The 24,151-nt window shown below is 75.8% G+C and carries 15 protein-coding genes; 8 read left to right on the top strand and 7 right to left on the bottom strand.

The window, feature by feature from the left end; all coding sequences use genetic code 11:
* The first annotated feature begins 161 nt into the window (after positions 1 to 161).
* The 3 genes from H505_RS0128250 to H505_RS0128240 all read left to right on the top strand — a co-directional run bounded on the left by H505_RS0128250 (position 162) and on the right by H505_RS0128240 (position 9,339).
* On the top strand, positions 162 to 6,341 hold the full coding sequence (locus H505_RS0128250) for a hypothetical protein (RefSeq protein ID WP_026404667.1): 6,180 nt from the start codon (positions 162 to 164) through the stop codon (positions 6,339 to 6,341).
* Entirely contained in the window at positions 6,338 to 8,326 is a 1,989-nt protein-coding gene (locus tag H505_RS0128245; RefSeq protein ID WP_026404666.1) for an MBL fold metallo-hydrolase, read from the top strand. Before H505_RS0128250 ends, H505_RS0128245 begins: the two co-directional genes overlap by 4 nt.
* Positions 8,327 to 8,529: 203 nt before the next feature.
* Positions 8,530 to 9,339, top strand: coding sequence for an SGNH/GDSL hydrolase family protein (locus tag H505_RS0128240; RefSeq protein WP_026404665.1), 810 nt, complete (start codon positions 8,530 to 8,532; stop codon positions 9,337 to 9,339).
* Here H505_RS0128240 and H505_RS0128235 read toward each other — a convergent pair.
* On the bottom strand, positions 9,291 to 10,445 hold the full coding sequence (locus H505_RS0128235) for a Cmx/CmrA family chloramphenicol efflux MFS transporter (RefSeq protein ID WP_026404664.1): 1,155 nt from the start codon (positions 10,443 to 10,445) through the stop codon (positions 9,291 to 9,293). The genes H505_RS0128240 and H505_RS0128235 overlap by 49 nt on opposite strands.
* A 518-nt stretch (positions 10,446 to 10,963) precedes the next feature.
* Between H505_RS0128235 and H505_RS44820 the strand changes: the two genes are divergently transcribed.
* Positions 10,964 to 12,124 carry an aminotransferase class I/II-fold pyridoxal phosphate-dependent enzyme gene (locus H505_RS44820; RefSeq protein WP_157433154.1) on the top strand — a complete coding sequence of 387 codons (1,161 nt, stop codon included), beginning with the start codon at positions 10,964 to 10,966 and terminating at the stop codon, positions 12,122 to 12,124.
* A gap of 12 nt (positions 12,125 to 12,136) precedes the next feature.
* On the opposite strand, the gene H505_RS44815 is transcribed toward H505_RS44820, so the two are convergent.
* From H505_RS44815 to H505_RS0128205, 4 genes are all read right to left on the bottom strand, one after another.
* The gene (locus H505_RS44815; protein WP_034520227.1) at positions 12,137 to 13,015 is read right to left on the bottom strand and encodes an oxygenase MpaB family protein; all 879 of its coding nucleotides are present in this window, start codon (positions 13,013 to 13,015) and stop codon (positions 12,137 to 12,139) included.
* 145 nt (positions 13,016 to 13,160) lie between these two features.
* Positions 13,161 to 14,351 carry a thiolase C-terminal domain-containing protein gene (locus H505_RS0128220; protein ID WP_026404663.1) on the bottom strand — a complete coding sequence of 397 codons (1,191 nt, stop codon included), beginning with the start codon at positions 14,349 to 14,351 and terminating at the stop codon, positions 13,161 to 13,163.
* A gap of 158 nt (positions 14,352 to 14,509) precedes the next feature.
* On the bottom strand, positions 14,510 to 15,568 hold the full coding sequence (locus H505_RS0128215) for a beta-eliminating lyase-related protein (protein ID WP_051301257.1): 1,059 nt from the start codon (positions 15,566 to 15,568) through the stop codon (positions 14,510 to 14,512).
* Positions 15,569 to 15,794: 226 nt separating this feature from the next.
* A complete protein-coding gene (locus H505_RS0128205; protein WP_026404661.1) occupies positions 15,795 to 16,346 on the bottom strand; it encodes a hypothetical protein in 552 nt (183 codons plus the stop codon).
* 629 nt (positions 16,347 to 16,975) lie between these two features.
* Here H505_RS0128205 and H505_RS44810 point away from each other — a divergent pair.
* Complete coding sequence (locus tag H505_RS44810) at positions 16,976 to 18,415, top strand: helix-turn-helix domain-containing protein (RefSeq protein ID WP_051301256.1); 1,440 nt, start codon at positions 16,976 to 16,978, stop codon at positions 18,413 to 18,415.
* A gap of 13 nt (positions 18,416 to 18,428) precedes the next feature.
* On the opposite strand, the gene H505_RS0128195 is transcribed toward H505_RS44810, so the two are convergent.
* Positions 18,429 to 19,178 carry a histidine phosphatase family protein gene (locus H505_RS0128195; RefSeq protein ID WP_026404660.1) on the bottom strand — a complete coding sequence of 250 codons (750 nt, stop codon included), beginning with the start codon at positions 19,176 to 19,178 and terminating at the stop codon, positions 18,429 to 18,431.
* 46 nt (positions 19,179 to 19,224) lie between these two features.
* Between H505_RS0128195 and H505_RS0128190 the strand changes: the two genes are divergently transcribed.
* Together H505_RS0128190 and H505_RS44805 are read left to right on the top strand one after the other, a co-directional pair.
* A complete protein-coding gene (locus tag H505_RS0128190; RefSeq protein ID WP_026404659.1) occupies positions 19,225 to 19,590 on the top strand; it encodes a hypothetical protein in 366 nt (121 codons plus the stop codon).
* A gap of 112 nt (positions 19,591 to 19,702) precedes the next feature.
* Positions 19,703 to 20,107 (top strand): hypothetical protein, encoded by a 405-nt coding sequence (locus tag H505_RS44805; protein WP_051301263.1) that lies wholly within the window; start codon positions 19,703 to 19,705, stop codon positions 20,105 to 20,107.
* 95 nt (positions 20,108 to 20,202) lie between these two features.
* Here H505_RS44805 and H505_RS0128180 read toward each other — a convergent pair whose 3' ends face one another.
* The gene (locus H505_RS0128180) at positions 20,203 to 20,973 is read right to left on the bottom strand and encodes a hypothetical protein (RefSeq protein WP_026404658.1); all 771 of its coding nucleotides are present in this window, start codon (positions 20,971 to 20,973) and stop codon (positions 20,203 to 20,205) included.
* A gap of 322 nt (positions 20,974 to 21,295) precedes the next feature.
* Between H505_RS0128180 and H505_RS52525 the strand changes: the two genes are divergently transcribed.
* Positions 21,296 to 24,151: an ATP-dependent RNA helicase gene (locus H505_RS52525; RefSeq protein WP_064743719.1), complete on the top strand. Its 2,856-nt coding sequence runs from the start codon at positions 21,296 to 21,298 to the stop codon at positions 24,149 to 24,151.

Raw genomic sequence — 24,151 nt, 5'->3', positions numbered from 1 at the left:
TACCGCCCGCGCCACGCCCTTGTGTGACGATTTAGGCGCAGAACCCGTTTACGGACTGGCGATATTGTTAACTCGATCAACATCAATACTGGTGCTTGATGGACATGTGCTGACCTGTCTCATATGCTCCCCGACACGTTGCTTGGGAGGGCGGGTGAACCGTGGGGCATGGACGTCACCGCAGGCGGCACGACGAGGGGCCGGCACCGTTCGGACCGATCGCCGCGCAGGTCGGCGGACTGCCGGAACTCGCCGCCGAGACCTTGTCGGCGATCACCGTCGCGGACGTGCGGGAATTCTTGGTCGCGGCGGCGTCGGAGCACGCCCGCCGACTGCTGGGCGTAGTCCGGCTCGGTGCGGCGGGGAAGGCCACGGAGCGGTCCGCCGACATGCTTCTGCGCACCCTGCGCAACGGTGAGCCGGGGCGGCGGCGGCACATTCGCCTCCTGCTCGCGGCGCCCTGGCTGCACGCGTTCGGCAACGTCGACCGGCTCGACGCCGCCGACTGCGCGCGGTTGCTGGATCCGGCGACCGCGCCGGAGGTCCTCGGCCGGGCGCCCGCGCTGAGCCTCCTCCTGCGGTGGACGGTCCCGGACTCGATCGTCCACTGGTGCCTGGTGTGCGCGATCGAGGAGGACCGGCCGCTCGCGCCCCTGGCGCTCGCCCTGCTCGGCGACCGTCCCGCCGCCCGTGCGGCCTGGAACAGGCTGGCGCGCGAGCATCCCGCGCTGCCGGCGGACCCGATCGACCTCCCGACCCTTCGAGATTTCGCATGCCGGCCCTCCGAGCCGCACGCGGAGAGCGAGTGCTCCATGACGACCCGCCCGCCCCTGGAAGAGCTCGCGAGCGCACTCGACGAGCTGCGCGGCCGTTTCGCTCTCGCGGCCGAGGCCGCCGACCGCACCGCCGCGCGGCTGCGCATGGAACGCCGGCCCGACGACGGCGACGTCCGCCTCGTCACGGCGGCGGTCGCCGAGCTGGACGACCTGCGGGCCCGGATTGACGCCGCCGCGCCGGGGCTGGACGCTGCCTCACTGCCCGAGCTCCTGGACGCCGTGCGGGGCGCGGCGGCGGGGCATCGTCAGGAGGAGCGGGTCCGTGCGCTGCGCGGACTGACCGGGCCCGACGCGGTGGCCGAGGAGGTGCGCGAGGTGCGCGCCGCGGCGCTGTCCGGCGACGGGGCCGGACTCGCGAAACTCGCCGAGCTCATCGAGGTGACGCGGGACGCGCCGGCCCGCGCCGCGGAGCTGGCCGGCGGAGTCGTGGGAGAACTGCCGGAGCGGTGGCAGAAGCTCGTGTACCACGCCATCGCGGGTCAGCTCTCCGTCACCGAGACCGACGACGGCGGCACGGACGGCCCGGGCTCCGGCGACGGTCCCGCCCCCGCTCCGGCCGAGGCCCCGCCCGCCGCGGCGCAGGAGCCGGAGGCCCCGGTCGCGGCGTCCGCCGAGCCGGAGCATGCGGCAGCCCGCCCGCAGGAGGCGTCGGCCGAACCGTCGGGTTCGGAGCCGCCGGTGCCCGAGGCGCTGGAGTCCGAGCGGTCCGACTCCGGGCCCTCCGACTCCGGGCCGCCGGTGCCCGAGCGGGACGAGGACGAGCTGGCTGCGTTGGACGCGTTCCTTGCGGACGTCGAGCGGAAAGAGACCGCCGTGCACCGTTCGTCCAGCGCGGAGGCGGCGGTTCCGCGGCCGCGGGCGGCGGCGGACGCGCGCGGCCCGGAGGACGGCAAGGGAACGGTGCGGCAGGGCGTCGAGCGGCGGCCCGGCCGGGCGGGTCTCGAACCGGGTTCGCGGCCGCAGGCCGAGACCTCCGAGACCTCCGAGACCTCCGAGACCTCCGAGACCTCCGGGCCAGCAGGACCGGACGGGCCGGACGGCGCGGGCCTCCTGCCGGACGGGTTCGCGGACGCGGAGGCCGCGGCGTTGCGCGCCGGACGGTTCGGGCTCGCCGGATGGCTGCGGCGTGCGGCGGGACGGCCCGGCGCGGAGAGCGACGCGCGCTGGTGCGCCGGGCTCGCGGCGGAAACGGCGCAGCCCACCGGGCTGCTGTCGTCGGAGTTCGTCGCCCGGGCCCGCGACCTGGACGCCAGGGCGCTGGCCGCGGACCCGGCGGGCCGTGTGCTGGCGTGGGCCGCTGCCATCCGCGCGGGGCTCGTGTACCCGGAGGCGACGCGACCGATGGAGAGCCTGAACGTCGTGGTGTCGCGTTACCCGGTGCTCCGAGAATGCGGCGAGGCGTTCATGGAGGCCGCCCGGAGCGGGGTGCACCTCTCCCCAGGGACGGACGGGTGGGTCCGCGGCGCCGCGGGCATGATGGACGCCCGTCGCGGCCTGGCGCGCGAGGCGGGACGGCTGCTGGAGGAGGCGCCGCACCGCACCGTGAAGCTGCCGCGCGCCACCGAGGTGTGGAAGGCGCTGGCGGCGCGGGACGGCGAGTTGGAGCGGCTGCTTCGGGTGGCGGCGGCGGACGACGCCGCGCGGGCGGCCGAGACGGCGGCACGGGTGGTCCGGCTGCGCGGCGGGAACGGCATCGAACGGCTCATCGACGAGACCGACGCCCGGATCAACCGTCCCAAGAAGGGCAAGCGCATCATCGCCGGGGCGCGGAACAAGCTGTACGGGCTGATCGACTCCACGCTGAACGTGGTGGGCCGGTGGGCGACCGTCGCGCAGCAGGCGGGCGACCACGCGCCGGACATGCCCGAGTGGCTGGCCGGGCCGCTGCAGCGGCTCCGGGAGACGGTCGGGGAGCAGCGGCCGCGGATCGACGACGCGCTGGCGGAGATGGCGGCGGACGGGCCCGGCCCGGCGGTCGCCGCAGCCGTCCGCACCCTGCTGGAGAGCGCGTTCGCGCTGCTGGACGGTGAGCCGCTGCCGGAAGCCGAACCGGTCGCCGACCGGCTTCTCAACCGGGACCTGCTCCTGGCCCCCGGGCTGCCGGTGGACCCGCGGACGTTCGCGCCGAACCGGCCGCCGACGGCGGTGGAGCTGACCGCGGTGGCGGCGGACGAGCCGGACTGGGCGGCGGCGTTCGAGGCCAGGGCGGCGCGGTTCGACCACGAGGGGACGGAGGCGATCGTGGCCGTCGTCCAGATGTCGGACGCGGACGCCGCGGTGCGGCTGCGCGCGCGTCGCGACGAGCTGGTGGGGCGGGCGCGGGAGGAGCGTGTGCGGCGGGTTGAGGCGATGCGCGACCAGGTGGCGCGGTCGGTCCGGGACGGGCTGATCACCCCGGACCGGGGGGACCGGATCGAGGAGGCGCTGCGGGGCCTCGCCGGCGACCGCGACGACTTCGACCGGGTGTGGCGACGGCTGGACGAGCTGGCCGCCGACCTCGACCGGCTGCGCGCGGACGGCATCGCGCGGCTCCGGACCCGACTGGCCGGCGAGGCCGCGGGGCTGGACCCGGCGGACGTCGCGCGGATCGAGCGGCACATCGACGCGGACGACCTGATCACCGCCCGGGAGTTCCTCGCGCAGGTGGCGGACGGCCGGCCGCTCCCGGCGCGGCCCGGCGAGACGGACTTCGTGCGGTTCTATCCGGCGTTCCCGGAGGCGTTCCATCGCGCCGCGACGCGGGCGGGCGGCCGGGCCCGCAAGTACGAGACCGGCGGGCCGCTGACGGAACTGCAGGAGGCGCTGATCGCCGGCCGTGACGTGCGCGACCGGGAGTTGGAGGCCCTGCTGGAGGGGGCGGGCATCACCGTCCCCAGCCTCCGGGAGGCCGACCGCAGGGTGGCCGGAGAGGGGCTTCGCAAGTGGCTCAACCTGCGTGACAAGGGGCAGAACAAGACCCCGGGGAACCTGCGGTCGATGATCGACGCGATCCTGAAGATGGTCGGGCTGGAGGGGCGGCAGGGCGCCGCCGAACGCTCCGGCGACCGGCAGTGGATCGCCCTGGACGACGTCAGGTTCGTCAAGACGAAGGCCGGGGTGCTGCTGCCGGCGTTCGGAACGCAGATGAGCCCGTCCGGGCAGCGGTTGACCCTGCTCCTGCTGTGGGGGCGTCCCGGCTCGCCGCAGCTGATCGAGCTGCTGAAGGAGCGGCCCGAGGGCACGACCGTGCTGGTGCTGTACTTCGGGGTGCTGTCGCGGGACGACCGCGAGCAGCTCGCCCGGGCCGCGCTGGGGCGCCCCGCCCCCGTCGCCGGTGTCCTGGACGACGCGGCGATCGGTTACCTCGCCTGCCGCTCCCAGGACTGGGCGGCCTCGGTGGCGGTGATGGCCCCGTTCACCGCCACGAACCCGTACGCGCCGGGGCGCGACGTCCCCGAGGAGATGTTCTTCGGGCGGTCCGAGCAACTCCGGCGGGTCACCGACCCCAAGGGACCGTCGTTCGTGTACGGGGGCAGGCAGCTCGGCAAGTCGGCGCTGCTGCGCAAGGCCGAGCGGCACATCCTCGACACCGACCCGGACCGGAAGGTCATCCTGGACAACATCCAGGCGGTCGGCGCGAGCTCTGTGAGCATGTGGCCGCAGCTCGCCGACCGGCTCGCTCAGGAGGGTGTGGTCCGGCGCGGCCTCGCCGAACGCGAACCGGTCGTCGACGGGGTCAAGGACTGGATCCGGAGCGACCCGCGCAGGCAGCTGCTGATCCTCCTGGACGAGGCGGACCGGTTCCTGAACCAGGACGCCGACGGCGGTCGGTTCGAGGACGTCATCGCCCTGCGCAACCTCATGCTGGACACCGACCGCCGAGTCAAGGTGGTGTGGGCGGGCCTCCACCAGACGGCCCGGTTCGAGAGCCTGCCGAACCAGCCGCTGGCCCACCTCGGCACGCCCATCGCCGTCGGCCCGCTCGACCCGCAGGACGCCTTCGACCTGCTCGTCCGGCCGCTGGCGACCCTCGGGTACACCTTCCCCGAGACGCTCGCCGCGCGCGTCATCGCCGAGTCGAACAACGCGCCCGCGCTCGTCCAGCTGTTCGCCGAAAAACTGCTGGCGCGACTGCGCGGCGATCCGCGGCCGCTCCCGTACGAGATCACCCGCGAGGACGTAGCGGGGGTGTGGCGCGACAAGAAGCTGATGGAGCAGTTCCAGAAGCTCTTCGACCTCACCCTCAACCTGGACAAGCGGTACAAGGTCATCGCCTACACGGTGGCCCTGCAGGCCATCGCCGAGGGCGCCGACACCGCGCTCGCCGTCCAGGAGTTGCGGGACGAGTGCCGCTACTGGTGGGCGGACGGCTTCCGGGGCTGCACGGGCGACGACTTCCAGAGCCTCCTGGACGAGTGCGTCAACCTCGGCGTGCTGGGGACGGACGGCGACCGGTACAGGCTGCGCACCCCGCACATCCTGACGCTGCTGGGCGGCGAGCGCGACGTCGAGAACGTCCTGCAGAGCACGGCCGACTTCGAGGACCCGGAGCAGTTCGACGCGCACTCCTACCGGATGGTGTACCGGGACGGGCCGGAGCGCGCGCCGCTGAGCCTGGCGCAGCTGACCGGGCTCCTGCGCCCCCGGCCCGGCGTGCACGTCGTGGCCGGGTCCGCGGCCCTGCACGTCGAACGAGTCGCGGCGTGCATGGAGAGCGCGCAGGCGCGCCGGCCGAACCTCACGGTCCAGGTCGTCCGCTCCGGGGAACGGTCGTTCGACGGCGCGGTGCGCCGGGCGCGGATGAACGCCGGGCACGACGTGATCGTCATGGACCTGCAGGGAGCCTGCGACACCGGCCGGTTCGAGCGGCGGCTCGCCGAGGCCGCGGCCGCCGTCGCGGACCGCTCGGGGCAGGGCACGCTCGCGATCGTCCTGGTGACCGGACCGGCGTCGGCGCCCGCGTGGGCACGGTTGACCGCCGCCGACGACGTCCGCCTGGTCGGGCTGCGGCGCTTCGACGCGCCCGCCGTCCGGCAGTGGATGCGGGAGGACTCCCTGGTGTTCCCCGACGACGCCGGCCAGCGGGAGCTGGTACGCCGCACTGGCGGCTGGCCGACGCTGGTCGGCCGGGTCGTCACCCTCATCACCGAGCACGCCGGCGACGCCGACCAAACCCTCGACCACGTCCTGGCCCAGTTGCGGGAAAGGCCGCAGACACTTCTGGAGGACGCGGGGGTGCAGGCCGACGGCTGCCTCGCCGCGGCGTGGCGGGTCCTGTGCGCCGACGGCGAGGAGCTCCGCGACTCCGCGGAGGGCCTGGCGGCGCTGCTCTCCGCGTACGGGGAGGACGGCACGCCGATGCTGACCCCCGGTGACCTGGCGGCGCACGGCTACACCGGGACGCACGACCTGGTCGAGGCGCTGCACCTGCTCGGCGCGCTGGTGCCCGGGGACGGCGGCCTCGGCTGCGAACCGGTGCTCGCCGACGCGACGCGCCTCGCGCACCGGCGGACGGGGCGGGCGTGACCCGTGCCGGGGCTGCGGCGGGCGCCGTGCTGCGCGCCGTCGCCGCCGAGGTGCTGGACCGTCCGTCCGGCGCACGCCTCGCCGCGTCCGCGGACGTCCTCGTCGAGGACCGCCGCGGGATGCTGCTGGACCTCGTCGAGCGCTTCCCCGCCGTGCGCCGCCGGGCGGCGGAACGGCTGGCGGCGGCGGGCCCGGACGACGAGGCGCGCGCGCTGGCCGCCGTACTGCTGCATCCGGACGACGGCGTCGTCCGGGCGGCCCGGCGCTGGATCGAGCCCGCCCGGGATCGCGCGGCGGAGCGCCGGGAACGCAGGATCGAGGACCTGCGACAGCGGCTCGGTGTCGCCAACGGGCGGCTGGACTACGCGCGGCGCGACGCCGCCGACAACGCCCGCGCGCTCGAAGCGGCGGGCGAGGCGCTGGCCGAACGGGACGGCCGGATCGCCGACCTCCGGCGGCGCCTGGAGAACGAGCGGCTCCGCCGGACGGATCCGCGCGGCCTCGCCGCCGCGCTGCTCGCCCTGCTCGAGGAGACGTCCGGGGAGCCCAGTGGTGCCGCACCCGCTCCGGACGGCCGGGCGCCCGCGGCGGACGTCGCGTGGCGGGCGCCGGAGGAGCTGGTCACTGCCCTGCGGGCGCTCGTGGATCCGTCGCCGCCGCCGGTCGCGGCCGTCCGGGAGCTGGACCTGCGGGTCGTGCCGCTCGGCGGGGACGATCACATCGGCGGGTCGTGCCTGCTGGTCGAGGCGGGTGGGACGCGGATCCTCGTCGATGCCGGGCTGCGGCCGGGCGACCCCGGCGGGCCGCCGCGTGACATCGAGCGGGCGCTCGACGGGCCGCTGGACGCCGCCGTCGTGACGCACGCCCACACCGACCACTGCGGGTACGTGCCCGCGCTGGTCGCGCGGCGGCCGGGGCTGCGGGTCGTCGCCACCCCGCAGACCGTGGCGCTCATGCCGACGATGTGGGCCGACACGGTGAAGGTGATGGCGGGACGGGCGCGCGGCCGCGCTCGCTGGGGCGACGCCGGGGACGCGGCGCTTTACGGGCACGGTGACGTCGCGGCGGCGGTGCGGCGCTGCGAGGAGCTGGCGTTCGGAGCGTCCCGCCGGATCGGGGCGCTGACCATCGAGCTGTTTCCCGCGGGGCACATCCTCGGCGCCGCGGGTGTCGTGGTGCGTGCAGGGGAGCGGCGCGTCGTCGTCACCGGGGACATCTCGGGCTTCCGGCAGGAAACCGTGGACGGGTATGCCGTGCCGGAGTCGGCACGCGGCGCCGATCTGCTGGTCATGGAGTCGACGTGCTGCACGGAGGACCACGACGACCGCGGCATGCGGGTGGGGGAGCTGGTGCGGGCGGTCGCCGAGGTGCACCGGGGCGGGGGCAGGGTGCTGATCCCGGCGTTCGCGCTCGGCCGCGCGCAGGAGCTTGCGTTGATCATGCGGCGCCACCTGCCGGAAGTGCCGGTGCGGATCGACGGCATGGCGGCGGAGCTGGCCGCCGAGTTCGAGGCCCTCGACCCGTCGCTGCGCATCCTCGGCGGGGGGACGGCGGTCGCGGCGCGGCCGGGGGAGCTGGACACGTTCCGGACGGGCGTGGTCATCTCCACGTCCGGGATGCTGAACGGCGGGCCCGCTGTCCAGTGGGCGCGGCGGATCCTGCCGGAGCCCGGCAGCGCCCTGTTCATCTCCGGCTACCAGGACGAGGAGTCGCCCGGACGCGCGCTGCTGGACCTGGCGGACGCGCGCGGGACGTTCACGTTGCCGGACCACGGCGGCGAGGTCACGGTCCCGGTGCGGGCCCGCGTCGCGACGATGCGGCTGTCCGCTCACGCCGACCGCCGGGGGCTGCTCGACGTCGTCGACGAGGTCTCGCCGCGGGAGACGATGCTCGTGCACGGGATTCCGCGCCGGCAGCGGGCCTTCACCGAGATCCTGCGTGTCCGCGACCAAGTGACCGCGGGCACCGGTCCATGGCGTCCGTGATCGGCGGCCGGGAAGGCGGGGTCTGGATAATGCTCTGCTCGAGTTTTGGGCGTATTGTGTGCTGGGAATGATCACTGCGTTGGTCGATTCGGGCTTTTCAATGGCGGAATGTGACGAAAAGCGTTGATCTGTTGGGTGGCTTGAGGGAATGGCGGTGCGGGTAGAAAGGGGAGCGACGCCCATCGATTTTCCCCGGAGTGGTGATGCGCTTCTCTCGCCCCTGCCTGGCCGCTCTCGGCGCGGCCGTCCTCGCCGCCGGCTCGATCGTGTGGCCCGCGTCCGCGTCGGCGGCCGGAGTCCGGTACGTCGCGCTCGGTGATTCGTACTCGTCCGGGACGGGCGCGGGGGATTACGATCCCGCGAGCGGTTCCTGCACGCGCAGCGCGAACGCCTATCCGAATCTGTGGGCCGCGCAGAATGAGACGGAATCGTACAAGTTCGCCGCGTGCTCCGGGGCGACGTCGACGGACGTCGCGAGCGGGCAGCTCGGCGCGCTGAGCGACGCGACGACGCTCGTCAGCATCACGGTCGGGGGGAACGACGCAGGGTTCTCGGACGTGATGCTGACGTGCGTCCTGCAGTCGACGTCGGCGTGCGAGAGCCGGGTCGCGGAGGCCGAGCGGTACATCGCGAACACGCTGCCGGGCCGGCTGGACGACCTGTACGGGAAGATCCGCGACCGGGCGCCCGGGGCGCGGGTGGTGGTGCTCGGGTACCCGCGCCTCTACACGATCGTCAGCGGCTGCGTCGGCATCGGCAACACGAAGCGGCAGGCGCTCAACGGGGCCGCGGACGCCCTCGACGAGACGATCCAGAAGGCCGCGGCCCGCGCCGGGTTCGCGTGGTCGGACGTCCGCGACGAGTTCGACGGGCACGAGCTGTGCTCCGGGGACGACTGGCTCAACGCGGTCGCGTGGCCCTTCGAGGACTCCTACCACCCGACGGCGCGCGGCCAGCGGCTCGGCTACCTGCCGGCGTTCGCCGGGGCGGCCGCCCGCAGCGCGCTGACCTGAACCGCGACGGCGAGGCACATCAGCAGCGCGCTCGCCCAGGCGGGGGAGCGGTGGCCGAGGCCCGCGCCGATCGCGGAACCGCCCAGCCACGGGCCGAGGACGGCGCCCGCGTTGAAGGCGGCGGTGGCGAAGCCGCCGGCGAGCGCGGGCGCCTCGGCGGCCGCCCGCAGCACCCCGGCGATCAGCGCGGGGCCCGTCCCGAACGCGAGCATGCCCTGCACGAAGACGAGCACCGTCGCGGCGGCCGGGTTCCCGGCGGTGAGGGCGAGCGCCGCCCAGCCGGCCGCGAGGCAGCCCGCGCCGGCCAGGACGGCGGCGGCCGGATGCGCGTCCGCGATCCGGCCGCCGAGCGCGACACCGACGAACGCGCCGGCGCCGAACAGGGCCAGGATCGCCGGGACCCGCGCCTCGTCCAGTCCCGTGACGCGGGTGGCGAGCGGCGCCAGGTAGGTGAAGGTGCAGAACGTCGCACCCTGGACGAGCGCGTTGGTCAGTAGCGCGAGGAGGACGCGCCGGTCCCGCAGGACGCGCAGTTCGCGGCGCGGGCTCGGGACGTCGGGACGCTCGTCCGGGATCGTCCGGGCGATGGCGGCGACGGCGGGCAGGGAGACGAGCGCCACGGCCCAGAAGGCGGACCGCCAGCCCCAGTGACCGCCGAGCGCCGCGCCGGCGGGGACGCCGATCACGCACGCGACGGTGACGCCGCCGACCACGACGGCGGTGGCGCGGGCGCGGGCGTCCGGCGGCACCATGCGGACGGCCGCCGCGAGGGCGACCGCCCAGAACCCGGCGTTCGCGAACGCGGCGGCGACGCGGGTGACCAGCAGCAGCGCGTAGCCGGGGGCGAGGGCGCCGACGACGTGCGCGGCCACGAAGGCGAGCAGGAACGCCAGGAGTGCGCGGCGGCGGGGGCTGCGGTGGGCGAGGAACGACATCAGCGGCGCGCCGACGGCCATGCCGGCGGCGAACGCGGACGTCAGCAGGCCCGCGGCCGGGACGGACACGTCCAGGTCGGCGGCGATGCCGGGCAGCAGGCCGGCGAGCATGAACTCCGAGGTGCCCTGGGCGAAGACGGCGAGCCCGAGGACGTAGACGGCGAAAGGCAAGGGGACTCCCGAGACGTCGGACGGCACGGCAGGGCCCCACCCGGGGACGCGCGGAACGTGCGCGGCCGGCCGGGGAGGCCCGGGATGTCGGGGATGCGTGCCGCCGGGGCGTCTGGAGCGGTGGACTCGGGCCGGTTCACGGCACGGGACCGCTGGTGACGCTTCCGGGTGTGGAGGAGGGGCCGCAGAGAGCTGGGGCGGCTCGGGCGACGGTGTCTCCGGCGGAGGGTGCCGGGTGCGCGAGGGCGGCGAGAAGGGGAGGTCCCTGGAAGCCCGCCACGACGGCCTTGCGGTGGCCTGCGGGCCGGCCGGCGTCCGGTCTGCTCGGAGCCGGGCGTGCGGTCAGGGTAGCAGTCCGGGTGAGCCGTATGTGATCTACATTGTAAAGGTGACGGGCGGGATCGGCGGCTGCGAACGTCCGGGGTGGGGTGTTTGGGGGTCTCCATAGATCCTTTTCACATGCTGATTAGGTCGCGCTACACTGAGTGACGTATCCGTGACGGGGGAGAGTGACGGCGATGACGAGCGCGCACCGGCGCCTGGGCAACCGCATGAGGGACTTCCACGGCGCGGGCGACGCGCCGCGCGTGCCGCGCTCGCGCGTGCCCGACGGCGATCGGACGGTCGTGCTCACCTGCAGCGACTACCTCGCGCTCGGCGAGCACCCGGCGATCACGGGGGCGATGATCGCGGGCCTGCGGGCGGCGGACGCCGGCGGGACGGTGGCGCGGGCGCGCCGCCCGCCCGCCGACCACCCGCAGGTCGCGCTGGGCGAGGCGTTCGCGCGGCACATGGGCGCCGAGGCCGGGGTGCTGTGCCCGTCCGGGTGGGCGGCCAACGCCGGGCTGATGCAGGTGGTGGCCGGTCCGGACGTGCCGGTGTACCTGGACGCGCTGGCGCACCTGTCGCTGTGGGAGGGGGCGCGCGCGGCCGGGGCGGAGATCGCGTACTTCCGGCACAACGACCTCGACCACCTGCGGCGGCGGATCGACGTGGGCGGGTCCGGGGTCGTGGTGGTCGACGCCGTGTACGGGACGAGCGGGGCGCGCGGCCCGCTCGACGCGCTCGTCCGGCTGGCCGAGGAGCGCGACTGCCTGCTGGTGGTGGACGAGTCGCACTCGCTGGGCGTGCGGGGGGAGCGCGGCGAGGGCCTGGTGGGGGAGCTGGGGCTCGTCGGCCGTGTCGACTTCCGCACCGCGAGCCTGTCGAAGGCGCTGCACGCGCGGGCCGGGCTGATCGTCTGCGATCGTCCGGAATTCGCCGACCGCTTGGCCGGCGCGGCGTTCCCGGCGGTGTGCGGCTCGGCGCTGCCGGCGCACGACGTCGCGGGGCTGCGGGCGGCGCTGGGCATCGTGCGGGAGGAGGGCTGGCGCCGGGAGCGGCTGCACGCGGTGACCCGCGGCCTGCGGGACGGCCTGGCCGGGCTCGGCTACCGGCTCGTCGACGCCGACACGCAGATCGTCGCGGTGGAGACGGGGACGGAACCGGACGCCCTGCTGCTGCGGGACGCGCTGATGGAGCGGGACGTGTTCAGCGCCGCGCTGTTCCCGCAGGCGGCGTCGCCGCACCGCAACCTCGTCCGGCTGTCGGCGCACGCGGGGCTGACCGACGAGGACGTGGCGCTGGCCCTCGCGGTGTGCGGGGAGGTCCGCGAGCGGATGCCGCTGCCGCGCTCGTGACGGGGGCGCCGGTCAGGCGGCGGGGGTGTACCGCTGGTCGCGGGTGCGGGAGCCGATGTAGCGGAGCATGCTGCGCAGCGCCCAGTGGTTGAGGCCGGTGGGGATCATCCGGTAGCCCTGCCGGTTCGCCGCCGCGAGCGCGGCGAACCGGGCCTGGTCGAGCGGGCTCCACGGGATGCCGAAGCGGTCGCGGACGATCGTCGGCAGGCAGCCGAAGGTGACGAGCCGCAGGGGCCGCTCGGCGACGATCCGTCCGGCGCGGTCGAGGCGGGGGCCGCCGACGGGCAGCAGGGTGACGGTGTCGGAGCCGTGCTTGGCGATCTCCAGGCCGCGGGCGGCGGCGGGGGTGAGTTCGAGGCGTTCGGCGCAGACGTGCCAGAACTTCGACTGGAAGGCGGCGTAATCGGCGGGGACGGGGCGCATGCTGACGCCGTAGCGGGAGTACCACGTGACGGTCTCGGCGTACATGCGCTCGCGTTCCTCGGCGGTGAGCGTGCCGGGGTGGAACAGTTCGGCGGCCTTGAAGATCTCCCACGTGAAGGTGGCGTGCGCCCACCAGAACGTCTCGGGTTCGAGGGCGTGGTAGCGGCGGGCGTGCTCGTCGACGCCCCCGATGCCGCGGTGCAGGTCGCGGATGGCGCGGCCGCGGTCGTCCCCGTCGGGGGCGAGGATCGTGGCCCAGATCTGCGGGACGGACCGGTGGATGCGGTCGAACGGGGAGTCGAAGAACGCGGAGTGCTCGGTGACGCCGGCGCCGATCCCGGGGTGCAGGAGTTGCAGGAGCCCGGCGGCGGCGCCGGGCAGCAGGGAGCGCACGTCGGCCGCGTGCCGCCACAGCAGGGTGCCGGGGCCGAGCGGGGCGCGGGCGGCCGTCGGGGGCGAGGCGGGCATCGCACCTCCTGGTCGGGGGTCGCTCACCTCCGAGCGTAGAGCCGCACACCCTGTGAGACAAGAGGCAAAGTTTGTCGCATGACCGCCCCGCGTTCGGCCCGTCCGTCCGGTGCGGGGACCGGACGGACGGGCGCCGGGCGGTGCGTCAGGCGGTGGCGGGCTTGTAGACGGCGACGGCGCAGGCGCTGCCGAGGCCGATGTTGTGCTGGAGGGCGACGCGGGCGCCCTCGACCTGGCGGGCGCCGGCCTTGCCGCGCAGCTGCCAGGTCAGCTCCGCGCACTGGGCGAGGCCGGTGGCGCCGAGCGGGTGCCCCTTGGAGATCAGCCCGCCGGACGGGTTGACGACCCACGTGCCGCCGTAGGTGGTGGCCTGGTCGTCGACGAGCTTGTGGCCCTCGCCGACCTCGGCCATGCCGAGCGCCTCGTAGGTGATCAGCTCGTTGGCGCTGAAGCAGTCGTGCAGCTCGATGACGTCGACGTCCTCGATGCCGACCTGCGCCTCCTCCATGGCGGCGCGGGCGGCGCGCTGCGAGCAGCCGAACCCGACGACCTGGATCGACGAGTTGTCCTCGAAGCTGGCGCCGGTGTCGGTGGTGATGGTGTGCCCGGCGATCTCGACGGCCTGGTCCCACAGGTCGTGCTCGTCGAGGAACCGCTCGCTGACGACGAGCGCGGCCCCGGCGCCGTCGGACGTGGGGGAGCACTGCAGCTTGGTGAGCGGGTCGAAGATCATCGTGGCGTTCTTGACGTCGTCCAGGGAGTACTCGTCCTGGAACTGCGCGTACGGGTTGTTCACCGAGTGCTTGTGGTTCTTCCACCCGATCCAGGCGTAGTGGTCGGGGGTGGAGCCGTACTTCTCCATGTGCTCGCGCCCGGCGTTGCCGAACATCTGCGGCATCGGCGCCTTGTCCAGCTCCCACTCGCGGCCCGCGGTCATCGAGCGCAGGTGGTGGTCGATGATGGTGACCTTGGAGTCCATGCCCGCGCCGAGCGAGCCCTTCTTCATCTTCTCCATGCCGAGCGCGAGCGCGCAGTCGGCGAGGCCGCCGCGGACGGCCTGGCGGGCGAGGAACAGCGCGCTGGACCCGGTGGCGCACGCGTTCATGACCGTCATCACCGGGATGCCGGTCATGCCGGTCTCGTAGAGAGCGCGCTGGCCCATCGACCCGTACATCGAGCCGGCGTACGCCATCTCGATCTTGTCGTAGCCGACGCCGGCGTCCTCGAGGGCCTTGCCGACGGCCTCCTTGGCCATGTCGGGGTACTCCCAGTCGCGGGAGCCCGGCTTCTCGAACTTGGTCATGCCCACGCCGACGACGAAGGTGCGGTTGGCCATCAGGCTCGCCTCTCTCGTACCGAATCCAGTTCGGGACACGATAACCCGGAGGTACTCCCAAGCGTTCGCTTGGTTCCGATGATCGGGATCACCGGCGGGCGTCCCGGCAATCCGCCCCCGCGTCCGCATCCGGACCCGGCCCGCCGGCGGACGGGACGTCAGCCCGGCAGCTCCGCGGCGAGCGCCGCGACGAACGCGTCGACGTCCTCCTCGGTGGTGTCGAACGAGCACACCCAGCGGACCTCGCCCGTCCGCTCGTCCCACACGTAGAACGCGAACCGCTCGCGGAGCCGCTCGCACACGTCCTTCGGCACGATCGCGAACACCGTGTTGGCCTGCACCGCCTGGGTGATCTCCACGCCGGGCAGCGCGCCCGCGCCGTCGGCCAGCCGCCGCGCCATCGCGTTGGCCCGCGCGGCGTTGCGGTGCCACAGGTCGCCCTCCAGCAGCGCGACGAGCTGTGCCGACACGTACCGCATCTTCGACGCCAGTTGCAGGCTCGACTTGCGCAGGAACTCGACCCCGCGGGCGGCGTCCGGGTTCAGCACGACGACGGCCTCGCCGAGCAGCAGCCCGTTCTTCGTCCCGCCGAACGACAGGACGTCCACGCCCGCGTCGGTGGTGAGCGCCCCCATCGGGACGCCGAGCGCCGCGGCCGCGTTGGCGAGCCGGGCGCCGTCCATGTGGACGCCGAGCCCGCGCTCGTGCGCCGCCGCCGCGACCGCCGCGACCTCCTCGGGGGTGTAGACGGTCCCGAACTCGGTGCTCTGGCTGATCGACACCACGGCGGGCTGCGCGCGCTGCACGCTGCCGGACCCGACGGCGAGCCGCTCCACCGCCGCGGGCGTCAGCTTCCCGTCCGGCGCGGGCGCGGTGACGAGCTTGATGCCCGCGATCTTCTCGGGCGCGCCGCACTCGTCGGTGTTGATGTGCGCCGAGTCGGGGCAGATCACCGCGCTCCACCGCTCCGACATGGCCTGCAGCGCGACCACGTTCGCGCCCGTCCCGTTGAACACCGGGTACGCCTCGGCCCGCGCGCCGAAGTGCTCCCGGACGACCTCGCGGAGCCGCGCCGTGACGGCGTCGTCCCCGTAGGCGGGCTGGTGCCCCTCGTTCACCGCCGCGAGCGCCGCGAGGATCTCGGGGTGGACGGACGCCTGGTTGTCGCTGGCGAATCCGCGGCGGGCGGCGGGGGAGGTCGGCTCGGCAATGGTCAAAACAGGTTCCGTTCGGCTAGACGACGAGCGCGCGCCCCGCGCCGCGCCGGCCCGCCGCGGCGGCACCGGGGACGACGGCGAACGGGACGCCCGGGACCGGCGGCCCGTCGCGCACGACCGCACACCGCGTCCCGAATGCGACGATACGCCCGCCCACCCTCACCTCCGCCCCGCGGGCATCCCGGCGATGGGCGGGTTGCGGATGGCCGTTGGGTACGGGGCGGGGTCAGGCGGGGCGGTCGGCGATGTTCTGGACGGGGGCCGGTTCGGGCTCGGTCGTGTGCACGACCAGGCGGGCGCGCAGGGAGTCGAGGTCGTCGCCGAGGCGGGCCATGTTGGCCTGGACGTCGCGCCACAGGCCGGTGCGCTGCTCGAGCTGGGCGAGGCGGGCGCGCAGGTCGTCGATGCGGCGGTCGGCGGTCTGCAGCCGGGTGCCCTGGTCGGCGGTGTCGCGGCCGGCGCGGACGAGGCCCGCGATGATCGCCGAGACGTCCCGTTCGGTGTCGTCGATGCGCTCGTCGATGCGCGGCAGGAGGCGGTCGTTGAGCTGGGAGACGAGCGAGTCGAGTTCGGTGCGCAGCTCCCGCAGTTCGGCGTCCCGGGCGCGGAGGGCGTCCTCCAGGGCGCGCAGCCGCGCGGAGTGCGAGGGCAGCAGCCGCTCCAGGTCGGCCGACCGTTCCAGGTCCCGGCCCAGTCTGCTGAGGAGGGCGGCGCCTCCGCGCAACTGGCGTTCCGCCTCCGCGGCGGCGCGGCGGACGAGACCCGGGATAACGGTCATGATGCTCCCCCCAGGGGCCGGCGACGGGATGCTCCTTTAACTCTAGGCGAACGGGACGTGAACGCCCCATGCAATTCACGTGTCGGTTCGGTCGACCGGGACGGACGGTGCGAACCGGCCCTGCGGGCCCGGGGTCGGGGGCCGCCGCGCGGCGCTCCGCGGCCGCGCCCTCGGGACGTCCGGCCCGGACGGGCGCGCGGTGCGGCTCCACGCGGGCGGCGGCGGTGGCGCGAGGCACGCGCACAGTCCCCGCCGGAGGATGAGAAGAGCGCGGTCGGAAGTGTAGTCGGTCCGGTCGAGAGCCGGGCGGACTCGATGGCAGGTCAGGCACAGCAATGGTTCGTCCTCCCCCTGGTCGCCGGGAGCGGGCCGGCCCCTGCCGGCCCCGGCCCGCCGCCCCGCACGCATTCCCCCCGGACGCGTGCGGGGCGGCGGGACCCCCTCGGGAGACCCCTCGGCTCCCGGCGGTCGGTACGGTAGGCCGCCGCACGTTGCAAGCACGTTGCGACCGTCCGATCACGCAGCGTGGCGAAAAACGGTCGGGCCGGTTGCGGGGAACCGCTTGCGCGGCCCTCCGATACGGCCGATTCTCAAACCCCGATGTGTCCGCACCCGGGGGGAGCTCGCCGATGACGGCCAGGGAACGCGCGGCCCGCCCGCGTCCGCCGATCGCCGAGTCGTGGCGGCGGGCCCGGGACGCCGGCGTGGACGCCGCGGTGCCGTCCGCCCCGCTGGTGTTCGACCGGGACGTGCTCGCCGACGCCCGCGCCGCCCACCCGCTCGCGCCGCACCTGCCGCTGCTGCGGGACCTGCTGCGGGGCGTCGCCGACGAGACCGAGCACCTGCTGGTGATCACCGACGAGGCGGGCCGGGTGCTGTGGACGCAGGGGCCGCGCCGGACGCGCCGCGCCGCCGAGCGGATCGGGCTGCTGGAAGGGTTCTGCTGGGCCGAGGACGCGGTCGGGACGAACGGGATCGGCACGGCGCTCGCCGAGGGGCGGCCGCAGCACGTGTACGCGGCCGAGCACGTCGCGCACGTCCTGCACGGGTGGTCGTGCGCGGGCGCGCCGGTCACCGACCCCGACACCGGGCGGGTGATCGGCTGCGTCGACGTCAGCGCGACCGTCGACCGGCTGCATCCGGCGATGGCGGCGCTCGTCGCGACGGCGGCGCGGCTCGCCGAGTCGCGGCTGGAGGTGGAGATGCACCGGCGGGACGAGCGGTTCCGCGAGCGCTACCTGCCGCACCTGTCGGGGATGAGCGGGGCGGCGCTGCTCACCGCGACCGGCCGGATCCTGGCGGGCGGCCCGGACGCGTGGCGGGGGCGGCGGCTCGCGGTGCCCGAACCGGGCGCGACGATCACGCTGCCGGACGGCCGCGACATGTTCGCCGAGCCGCTCGGCGAGGTCTACCTGCTGCGCCCGCACGCGGGGCGGGCCGCCCGCCGCGGACCGGCCGGTGCGGCGCCCCGGGCGGAGGGCGGGCCGCTGCTGGCGCTGGCGCTGCTCGGCGCCGACCCGCCGGTGGCCCGGGTGGACGGGCGGCCGGTGCCGCTGACGCTGCGGCACGCGGAGATCCTCACGCTGCTGGCGCTGCACCCGCAGGGGCTGACGGGCGACCGGCTGTCGTGGCTGCTGTACGGGGACGAGGGCTCGCCCGGCACCGTCCGCGCGGAGATCCACCGGCTCCGCGACCGGCTCGGCGGGCTCGTCCGGGCCCGCCCGTACCGGCTGGACTGCGCGGTCGACGCCGACTTCCGGACGGTCCGGCGGCTGCTGGACGAGGGGGACGTGCCGGCGGCCGCGCGGCTGTACGCGGGGGAGCTGCTGCCCCGGTCGGACGCGCCCGCCGTCCGCGCCGAGCGGGACGAGCTGGCGGTGCTGATGCGGCGGCAGGCCCTCGACCGGGGCGGCGCCGAGGCGCTGTGGGCGTACGCGCAGACGGAGCCGGGGCGGGGCGACCTGGAGGCGCTGGAGCGGCTGGGCGCGGTGCTGCCGCCGGGCGATCCGCGCCGCGCCGCCGTCACGACCCGCAGCGACCGGCTCCTCAGCGACGACGACGCCGTCTGACCGGGCGCGTCCGTCAGCCGTCGTCGGGGCCGAGGCCCGCGGGGGCGCCGGGGCCGGTCAGGTGGGCGGTGTCGTTGTAGCAGACGGGGCGCAGGCCGCCCGCGTCGTCCCGCCAGCGGCTCAGCGAGCAGTTGCCGACGGGCTCCTTCTCGATCTGCATGATCTCCTGCTCGGTCAGCTCCTCGACCAGGTAGCGGGTCACCACGACGATCGCGTCGTGCGCCACCACCAGAGCCCGGCCGCCGGGGGCGTCGGCCTCCAGGTCCCGGTAGAAGGACCGCAGCCGCAGGGCGAGGTCGGCCCACGACTCCCCGCCGGGCGGGCGGTGGTAGAACTTGCCGAGGTGCCGGGCCCGCTCGGCCTCGACGGGGAAGCGGCGCCGCACCCCGAGCGCGGTGAGGCCCTGCAGGACGCCCTGCTCGCGGTCGCGGAGCCGTTCGTCGACCCGCAGCCGCGGCCCGTCCGGGGCGGAGGGGCCGGCCCAGGACGTCTGCGCGAGCGCGATCCGGGCGGTGTCGAGCGCCCGCAGGTAGGGGGACGACACGACGAGCGTGGGGCGCTCGTCCGGGGGGAGGCCGGCGAGCCGGCGGCCGAGGGTCTCGGCCTGGGCGCGGCCGCGGTCCGTCAGCGGGATGTCGGCGTCCCGCTCGGGGATCCCGGCGTCCTCGGCGCCCGCGCGCTCCGCGTCCCGGTGGGCCAGGTTGCCGGTGCTCTCGCCGTGCCGGGTCAGGTTCAGCCACTGCAGCGCTGTCACGCCCGCCATGCTGCCACGGACGCCGTGCTCTACACGCGGTAGTACTCTGGTCGGCGTGACGAACGTGCTGGCGACCGCGGTCATCGTGGCGGCTCTGCTGACGGCCGGGTACGCGCTGGTCACCGCGGTGCGGGACCGGCCGATGAGCGTCGGCCACCTGGTGGTGCTCGGCGTCCTGGAAATCCTGCTGATCGCGCAGGCGGTCGTCGGGTTCGTCAAGCTCGGCGGCGGCGAGGGGCCCGACCCGGCGACGACCTTCGCGGGCTACCTGATCGGGGTGCTGCTGATCCCGCCGGCGGGCGCCGGGTGGGGCCTGCTGGAGCGCACCCGCTGGGGGCCCGGGGTCATCGTGGTCGCCGCGCTGGGCGTCGCGGTGATGATCGTCAGGATGAACCAGCTGTGGAGCGGGACCGTTGCCTGAACCCGAGACCGGGCCCGAGGTCCGGGACGGCCGGCCCGGAGCCCGCGCGGACGACGGCGCCCGCGCCGACGCCGAGGCCCGCGCGGGCGGTACCGGGAGCGGGCCGGGACGCCTGCTGGTCGCCGTCTACGCGATCTTCGCGCTGGCGGCGGGGGCCCGGGCCGGGGTGCAGATCGCCACGGACTTCGGCGAGGCGCCGGTCGCCTACGCGCTGTCGGCGCTCGCCGCCGCCGTCTACGTCCTGGCGACGGTGGCGCTGGCGCTCGGCGGGCGCACCTCGTTCCGCGTCGCGGTGGCCGCCTGCGCGGTCGAGCTCGCCGGCGTGCTGGTGGTGGGGACGCTCAGCCTCGCCGATCCCGCGGCGTTCCCCGACGCGACCGTCTGGTCCGGGTACGGCCGCGGCTACGGGTTCGTGCCGCTGGTGCTGCCGGTGCTGGGCCTGCTGTGGCTGCGCCGCACCGCCCGCTCGGGCGGCGGGACCCGAGCGGGCGGTGGGCGCCCTGCGGCCGACGTCTGACCGCGCCGGCCGCAGGTGTTCGAGCGGGCGCATGGACGCTCCCGGGGTCGGGCGGGGTCCGCGCCGGGAGGCGGCCCCCGCGGAGCTGCGTCGGATCAGGCGGCGGGCGCCATCTGCCGGCCGCCGATCGGGAGGGTGAGCACGGCGGCGCGCATGATCGCGTCGATCTCGTCGGGGGAGTAGTCGGCGGACGGGTTGCGCCGCATGTACCGCAGGAGCCGCAGCGGGGTGCCGAACACGATGCCGTCCGCGGTGAACAGCCGCGTCCGGCGGGGCAGCTCGCCGCCGTGCACCGCCAGCAGCGGCCGCACCTTCACGGGGGTCCCGGCGGCCTCGGAGATGAGGTCGGCGGCGGCGTCGGCCCGCGCGGTGACCTCGCGGACGAGCTTGGTCTTGGTGCGCCCGTCGATGAACAGCCGGCCGCCGTGGCACGACACCTCGGCGTCGGGCCGCCACGCCTCGTTGTGCACCAGCCACAGGCCGTCCGAGCCGATGACGAGCTGGTCGGCGGTGCCGTGCCCGGGGACGGTCCGGCCGTACAGCACCCGGTGGCCGCGGCGCTCCCGGGTGAGGCGCAGCAGCCGGCCCATCCGCTCGTCCCCGCGCAGACCGAGCCGCCAGACGCGCGAAGCGTGGTAAATGCGCCAATGGACGAACGAGTCAGCGGCGGCGACCAGGAGCGCCATCGCGATTCCGAAAACCCCGCTGACCAGCAGCCCGCACGCCAGCAGCGTCCCGCCCGCCAGAATTGCGCGGGTCCGCAACCGTTTTCTCCGGTCGCGCTGCCAGAGGTCCTCGTAGATGGCCTGGGGCGAGCCGCCGGTGAAGGTGGGGCGGTCCCGCAGATAGATGGAGCTGCCGATCATCGCGATCCTCCCGGCATCCTGCTACGACAACCTCATTATGCGGATACCCGGCGGAATGTCACCACACGTCGAGCGGTGACGTATGTCAAACGGTAAAGCAATGCCCGGCCCTCCGAAGCATTGCCCACCTGGCCTTTCGCATCCCCTGCCCTGGTGGTTCCGAGGACGAACTTTGACGTCTTCTCGACCAATCTCGAAAGGGTCGATGCAACTATCACCGTAACCCGCACGGCCCTTTTCGATACCGTGGCATTTCTCACACGGTTGATCACTCTGCGGTACCGGCGCGCGGCGCCATACTGATCCGTTGCACACTGGTGCGGTGACCGGGACCGCCACCGCCGACCGCCTCGCCGCCGCCGAACGCCTGCCCGTCCACCGGGCCGTCCCGGACCTGCGCGCCGCGCTCGACGGCCCGGGCGCGGCCGTCCTCGCCGCACCCCCGGGCACCGGCAAGACCACGCTCGTCCCGCTGGCCCTCGCCGGCCTGGCCCTGCCCGCGCCGGCGCCCGCGGGGCGGATCACCGTGGTCGAGCCGCGGCGGCTCGCGGCCCGCGCCGCGGCCCGGCGGATGGCGTGGCTGCTCGGCGAACGCCCCGGCGGCCGCGTCGGCGTGACCGTCCGCGGCGAGCACCGCCCCGGCTCCCGCATCGAGGTCGTCACCACCGGCGTGCTCCTGCAGCGCCTCCAGGACGACCCCGAACTCCCCGGCACCGACGTGGTGATCATGGACGAGTGCCACGAGCGGCACTTGGACGCCGACACCGCGCTGGCGTTCCTCCTCGACGTCCGCGCCGCGCTCCGGCCCGACCTGCGCCTCGTCGCCGCGTCCGCCACCGCCGACACCGGCCCGTGGTCGCGGCTCCTGGAATCGGCGCCGGTCGTGGAGACCGCGGCGGCGCTGCACCCCGTCGAGGTCGTGTGGGCGCCCCCGGAGCGCCCCGTCCCGCCCCCGCACGGCATGCGCGTCGACCCGGCCCTGCTCGCGCACGTGGCGGCGACCGTCCGCCGCGCCCTCGCCGAACGCGACGGCGACGTCCTGTGCTTCCTGCCGGGCGCCGGCGAGATCGCGCGCGTCGCGGGCCTGCTCCGCGGCGCCCCGGCCGAGGTGCTGCAGGTGCACGGGCAGGCGCCCCCGGCGGCGCAGGACGCGGTGCTGTCCCCGGGCGCCGGCCGCCGCGTCGTGCTCGCCACGTCCGTCGCCGAGTCGAGCCTCACCGTGCCGGGCGTCCGCGTCGTGGTCGACTCCGGCCTCGCCCGCGAACCCCGCACCGACCACGCCCGCGGGCTCGGCGCCCTCACGACCGTCCGCGCGTCCCGCGCCGCCGCCGAGCAGCGCGCCGGCCGCGCGGGCCGCGAGGCCCCCGGCGCCGTGTACCGCTGCTGGGACGAGCACGACCACGCGCGGCGCCCGTCCCGTCCCCGCCCGGAGATCGAGCTGGCCGACCTCACCGCGTTCGCCCTGCAGGCGGCGTGCTGGGGCGACCCGGACGCGCGCGGCCTCGCCCTGCTCGACCCGCCCCCGCCGGCCGCGCTGGACGCGGCCCGCGCCACCCTCCGCGCGATCGGCGCCGTCGACGCCGGCGGCCGCGCCACCGACCGGGGCCGCCGCCTCGCCCGCGTCGGCGTCCACCCCCGCCTGGCCCGCGCCCTGCTGGACGGCGCCCGCGAGGTCGGCGCCCGCGCCGCGGCCGAGGTCGTCGCGCTGCTGTCCGAACCCCCGCCGCGCGCCGCCGGGGACGACCTGACCGCCGCCTGGCGCGCCCTGCGCCGCCCCGGCCCGCCCGCCGACGCCCACGCCGCCCGCTGGCGCGACGAGTCCCGCCGCCTCCGCGCCGCCCTCCCCCGAGACGAGCCGCCCACCACGGCCCACCCCGCACGGGCGGACGGCCCCGCCCGGGTGGGCGGCGATGCTCGGACCGGTGATGCCGCAGGCGCGAGCCCCGCTTCCGCGACGGCCCGCCCCGTACGGTCGGCCGGCCCCGCTCGGGTGGGCGGCGATGCTCGGACCGGTGATGCCGCAGGCGCGAGCCCCGCTTCCGCGACGGCCCGCCCCGTACGGTCGGACGGCCCCGCTCGGGCGGGTGGCGGGGCTCGCGAGGGGGGCGCCGCCCGGGCGGGCGGTGCCGCTCGGTCCGGAGACACGGGTCGGGTCGGCGACCCCGCACGGACGGACGGCTCCGCGCGGGGCGGGGGGTTCGTGGGGGACGATGCGGTGGCGGGGGCGGTGGTGGCGCTCGCGTTTCCCGAGCGGGTCGCGCGGGTCCGGGCGGAGGGCGGGCGCGACTTCCTGATGGCGTCCGGGACGGGCGCGGTCCTCGCCGACGGGTCGGCGCTCGCGGGGGCGCGGCCCCGGTGGCTCGCGGTCGCGGCGGCCGACCGTCCGGCGGGGGCGCCGTCGGCGCGGATCCGGCAGGCCGTGGTGATCGACGAGGACGTCGCCCGGTTCGCGGCGGCGCCGCTCGCGGCGTCCGGGGACGAGGTCGCGTGGCGGGACGGGGACGTGGCGGCGCGGCGGGTCGAGCGGCTCGGGGCGATCGAGCTGGACGTGCGCCCGCTGCGCGACCCCGATCCCGAGCGGGTGCGGGCGGCGCTGGCCGACGGCGTCCGCGCGGCGGGCACCGGCGTGCTGACCTGGACGCCCGCCGCGGCGGCGCTCCGGGAGCGCCTCGCGTTCCTGCACCGGACGCTGGGGGAGCCGTGGCCGGCCGTGGACGACGGGGCGCTGCTCGCGCACGTCCCGGACTGGGCGACGGCGGCGGGCGCCCGCGACCGCGCGGGACTCGCCCGCATCGACGTCGCGGCGGCCCTGCGCGGCCTGCTCCCGTGGGACCTGGCGGCGCGGCTGGACGAGCTGGCCCCGGAGCGGATCGAGGTCCCGTCGGGCTCCCGGATCCGGGTGGACTACGCGCCCGAGCAGCCCGTGCTGGCCGTGAAGCTGCAGGAGCTGTTCGGATGGGACGCCGCGCCCCGGCTGGCGGGCGGGCGGGTGCCGGTGGTGGTGCACCTGCTGTCCCCGGCGGGGCGCCCGGCCGCCGTCACCGCGGACCTCGCGTCGTTCTGGCGCGAGGGGTACCGGGCGGTGCGCGCCGAGCTGCGCGGCCGGTATCCGCGGCATCCGTGGCCCGACGACCCGGCGTCGGCCGTCCCGACGAAACGGGCGAACCGGCGGCGGTAG

Origin of the sequence: Actinomadura rifamycini DSM 43936 (assembly GCF_000425065.1) — a bacterium.
Lineage (GTDB): Bacteria > Actinomycetota > Actinomycetes > Streptosporangiales > Streptosporangiaceae > Spirillospora > Spirillospora rifamycini.
The sequence above is the reverse complement of the archived record's forward strand: the minus strand, read 5'-3'. Positions and strand labels throughout refer to the sequence as shown.

Bases quoted from the DNA above. Each gene is read 5' to 3' on its own strand.
- H505_RS0128240 (WP_026404665.1), top strand. From the start codon at position 8,530: ATGCGCTTCTCTCGCCCCTGCCTGGCCGCTCTCGGCGCGGCCGTCCTC.
- H505_RS44820 (WP_157433154.1), top strand. From the start codon at position 10,964: ATGACGAGCGCGCACCGGCGCCTGGGCAACCGCATGAGGGACTTCCAC.
- H505_RS0128195 (WP_026404660.1), bottom strand. From the start codon at position 19,178: ATGGCGGGCGTGACAGCGCTGCAGTGGCTGAACCTGACCCGGCACGGC.
- H505_RS44810 (WP_051301256.1), top strand. From the start codon at position 16,976: ATGACGGCCAGGGAACGCGCGGCCCGCCCGCGTCCGCCGATCGCCGAG.
- H505_RS0128220 (WP_026404663.1), bottom strand. From the start codon at position 14,351: ATGGCCAACCGCACCTTCGTCGTCGGCGTGGGCATGACCAAGTTCGAG.
- H505_RS0128205 (WP_026404661.1), bottom strand. From the start codon at position 16,346: ATGACCGTTATCCCGGGTCTCGTCCGCCGCGCCGCCGCGGAGGCGGAA.
- H505_RS44815 (WP_034520227.1), bottom strand. From the start codon at position 13,015: ATGCCCGCCTCGCCCCCGACGGCCGCCCGCGCCCCGCTCGGCCCCGGC.
- H505_RS0128180 (WP_026404658.1), bottom strand. From the start codon at position 20,973: ATGATCGGCAGCTCCATCTATCTGCGGGACCGCCCCACCTTCACCGGC.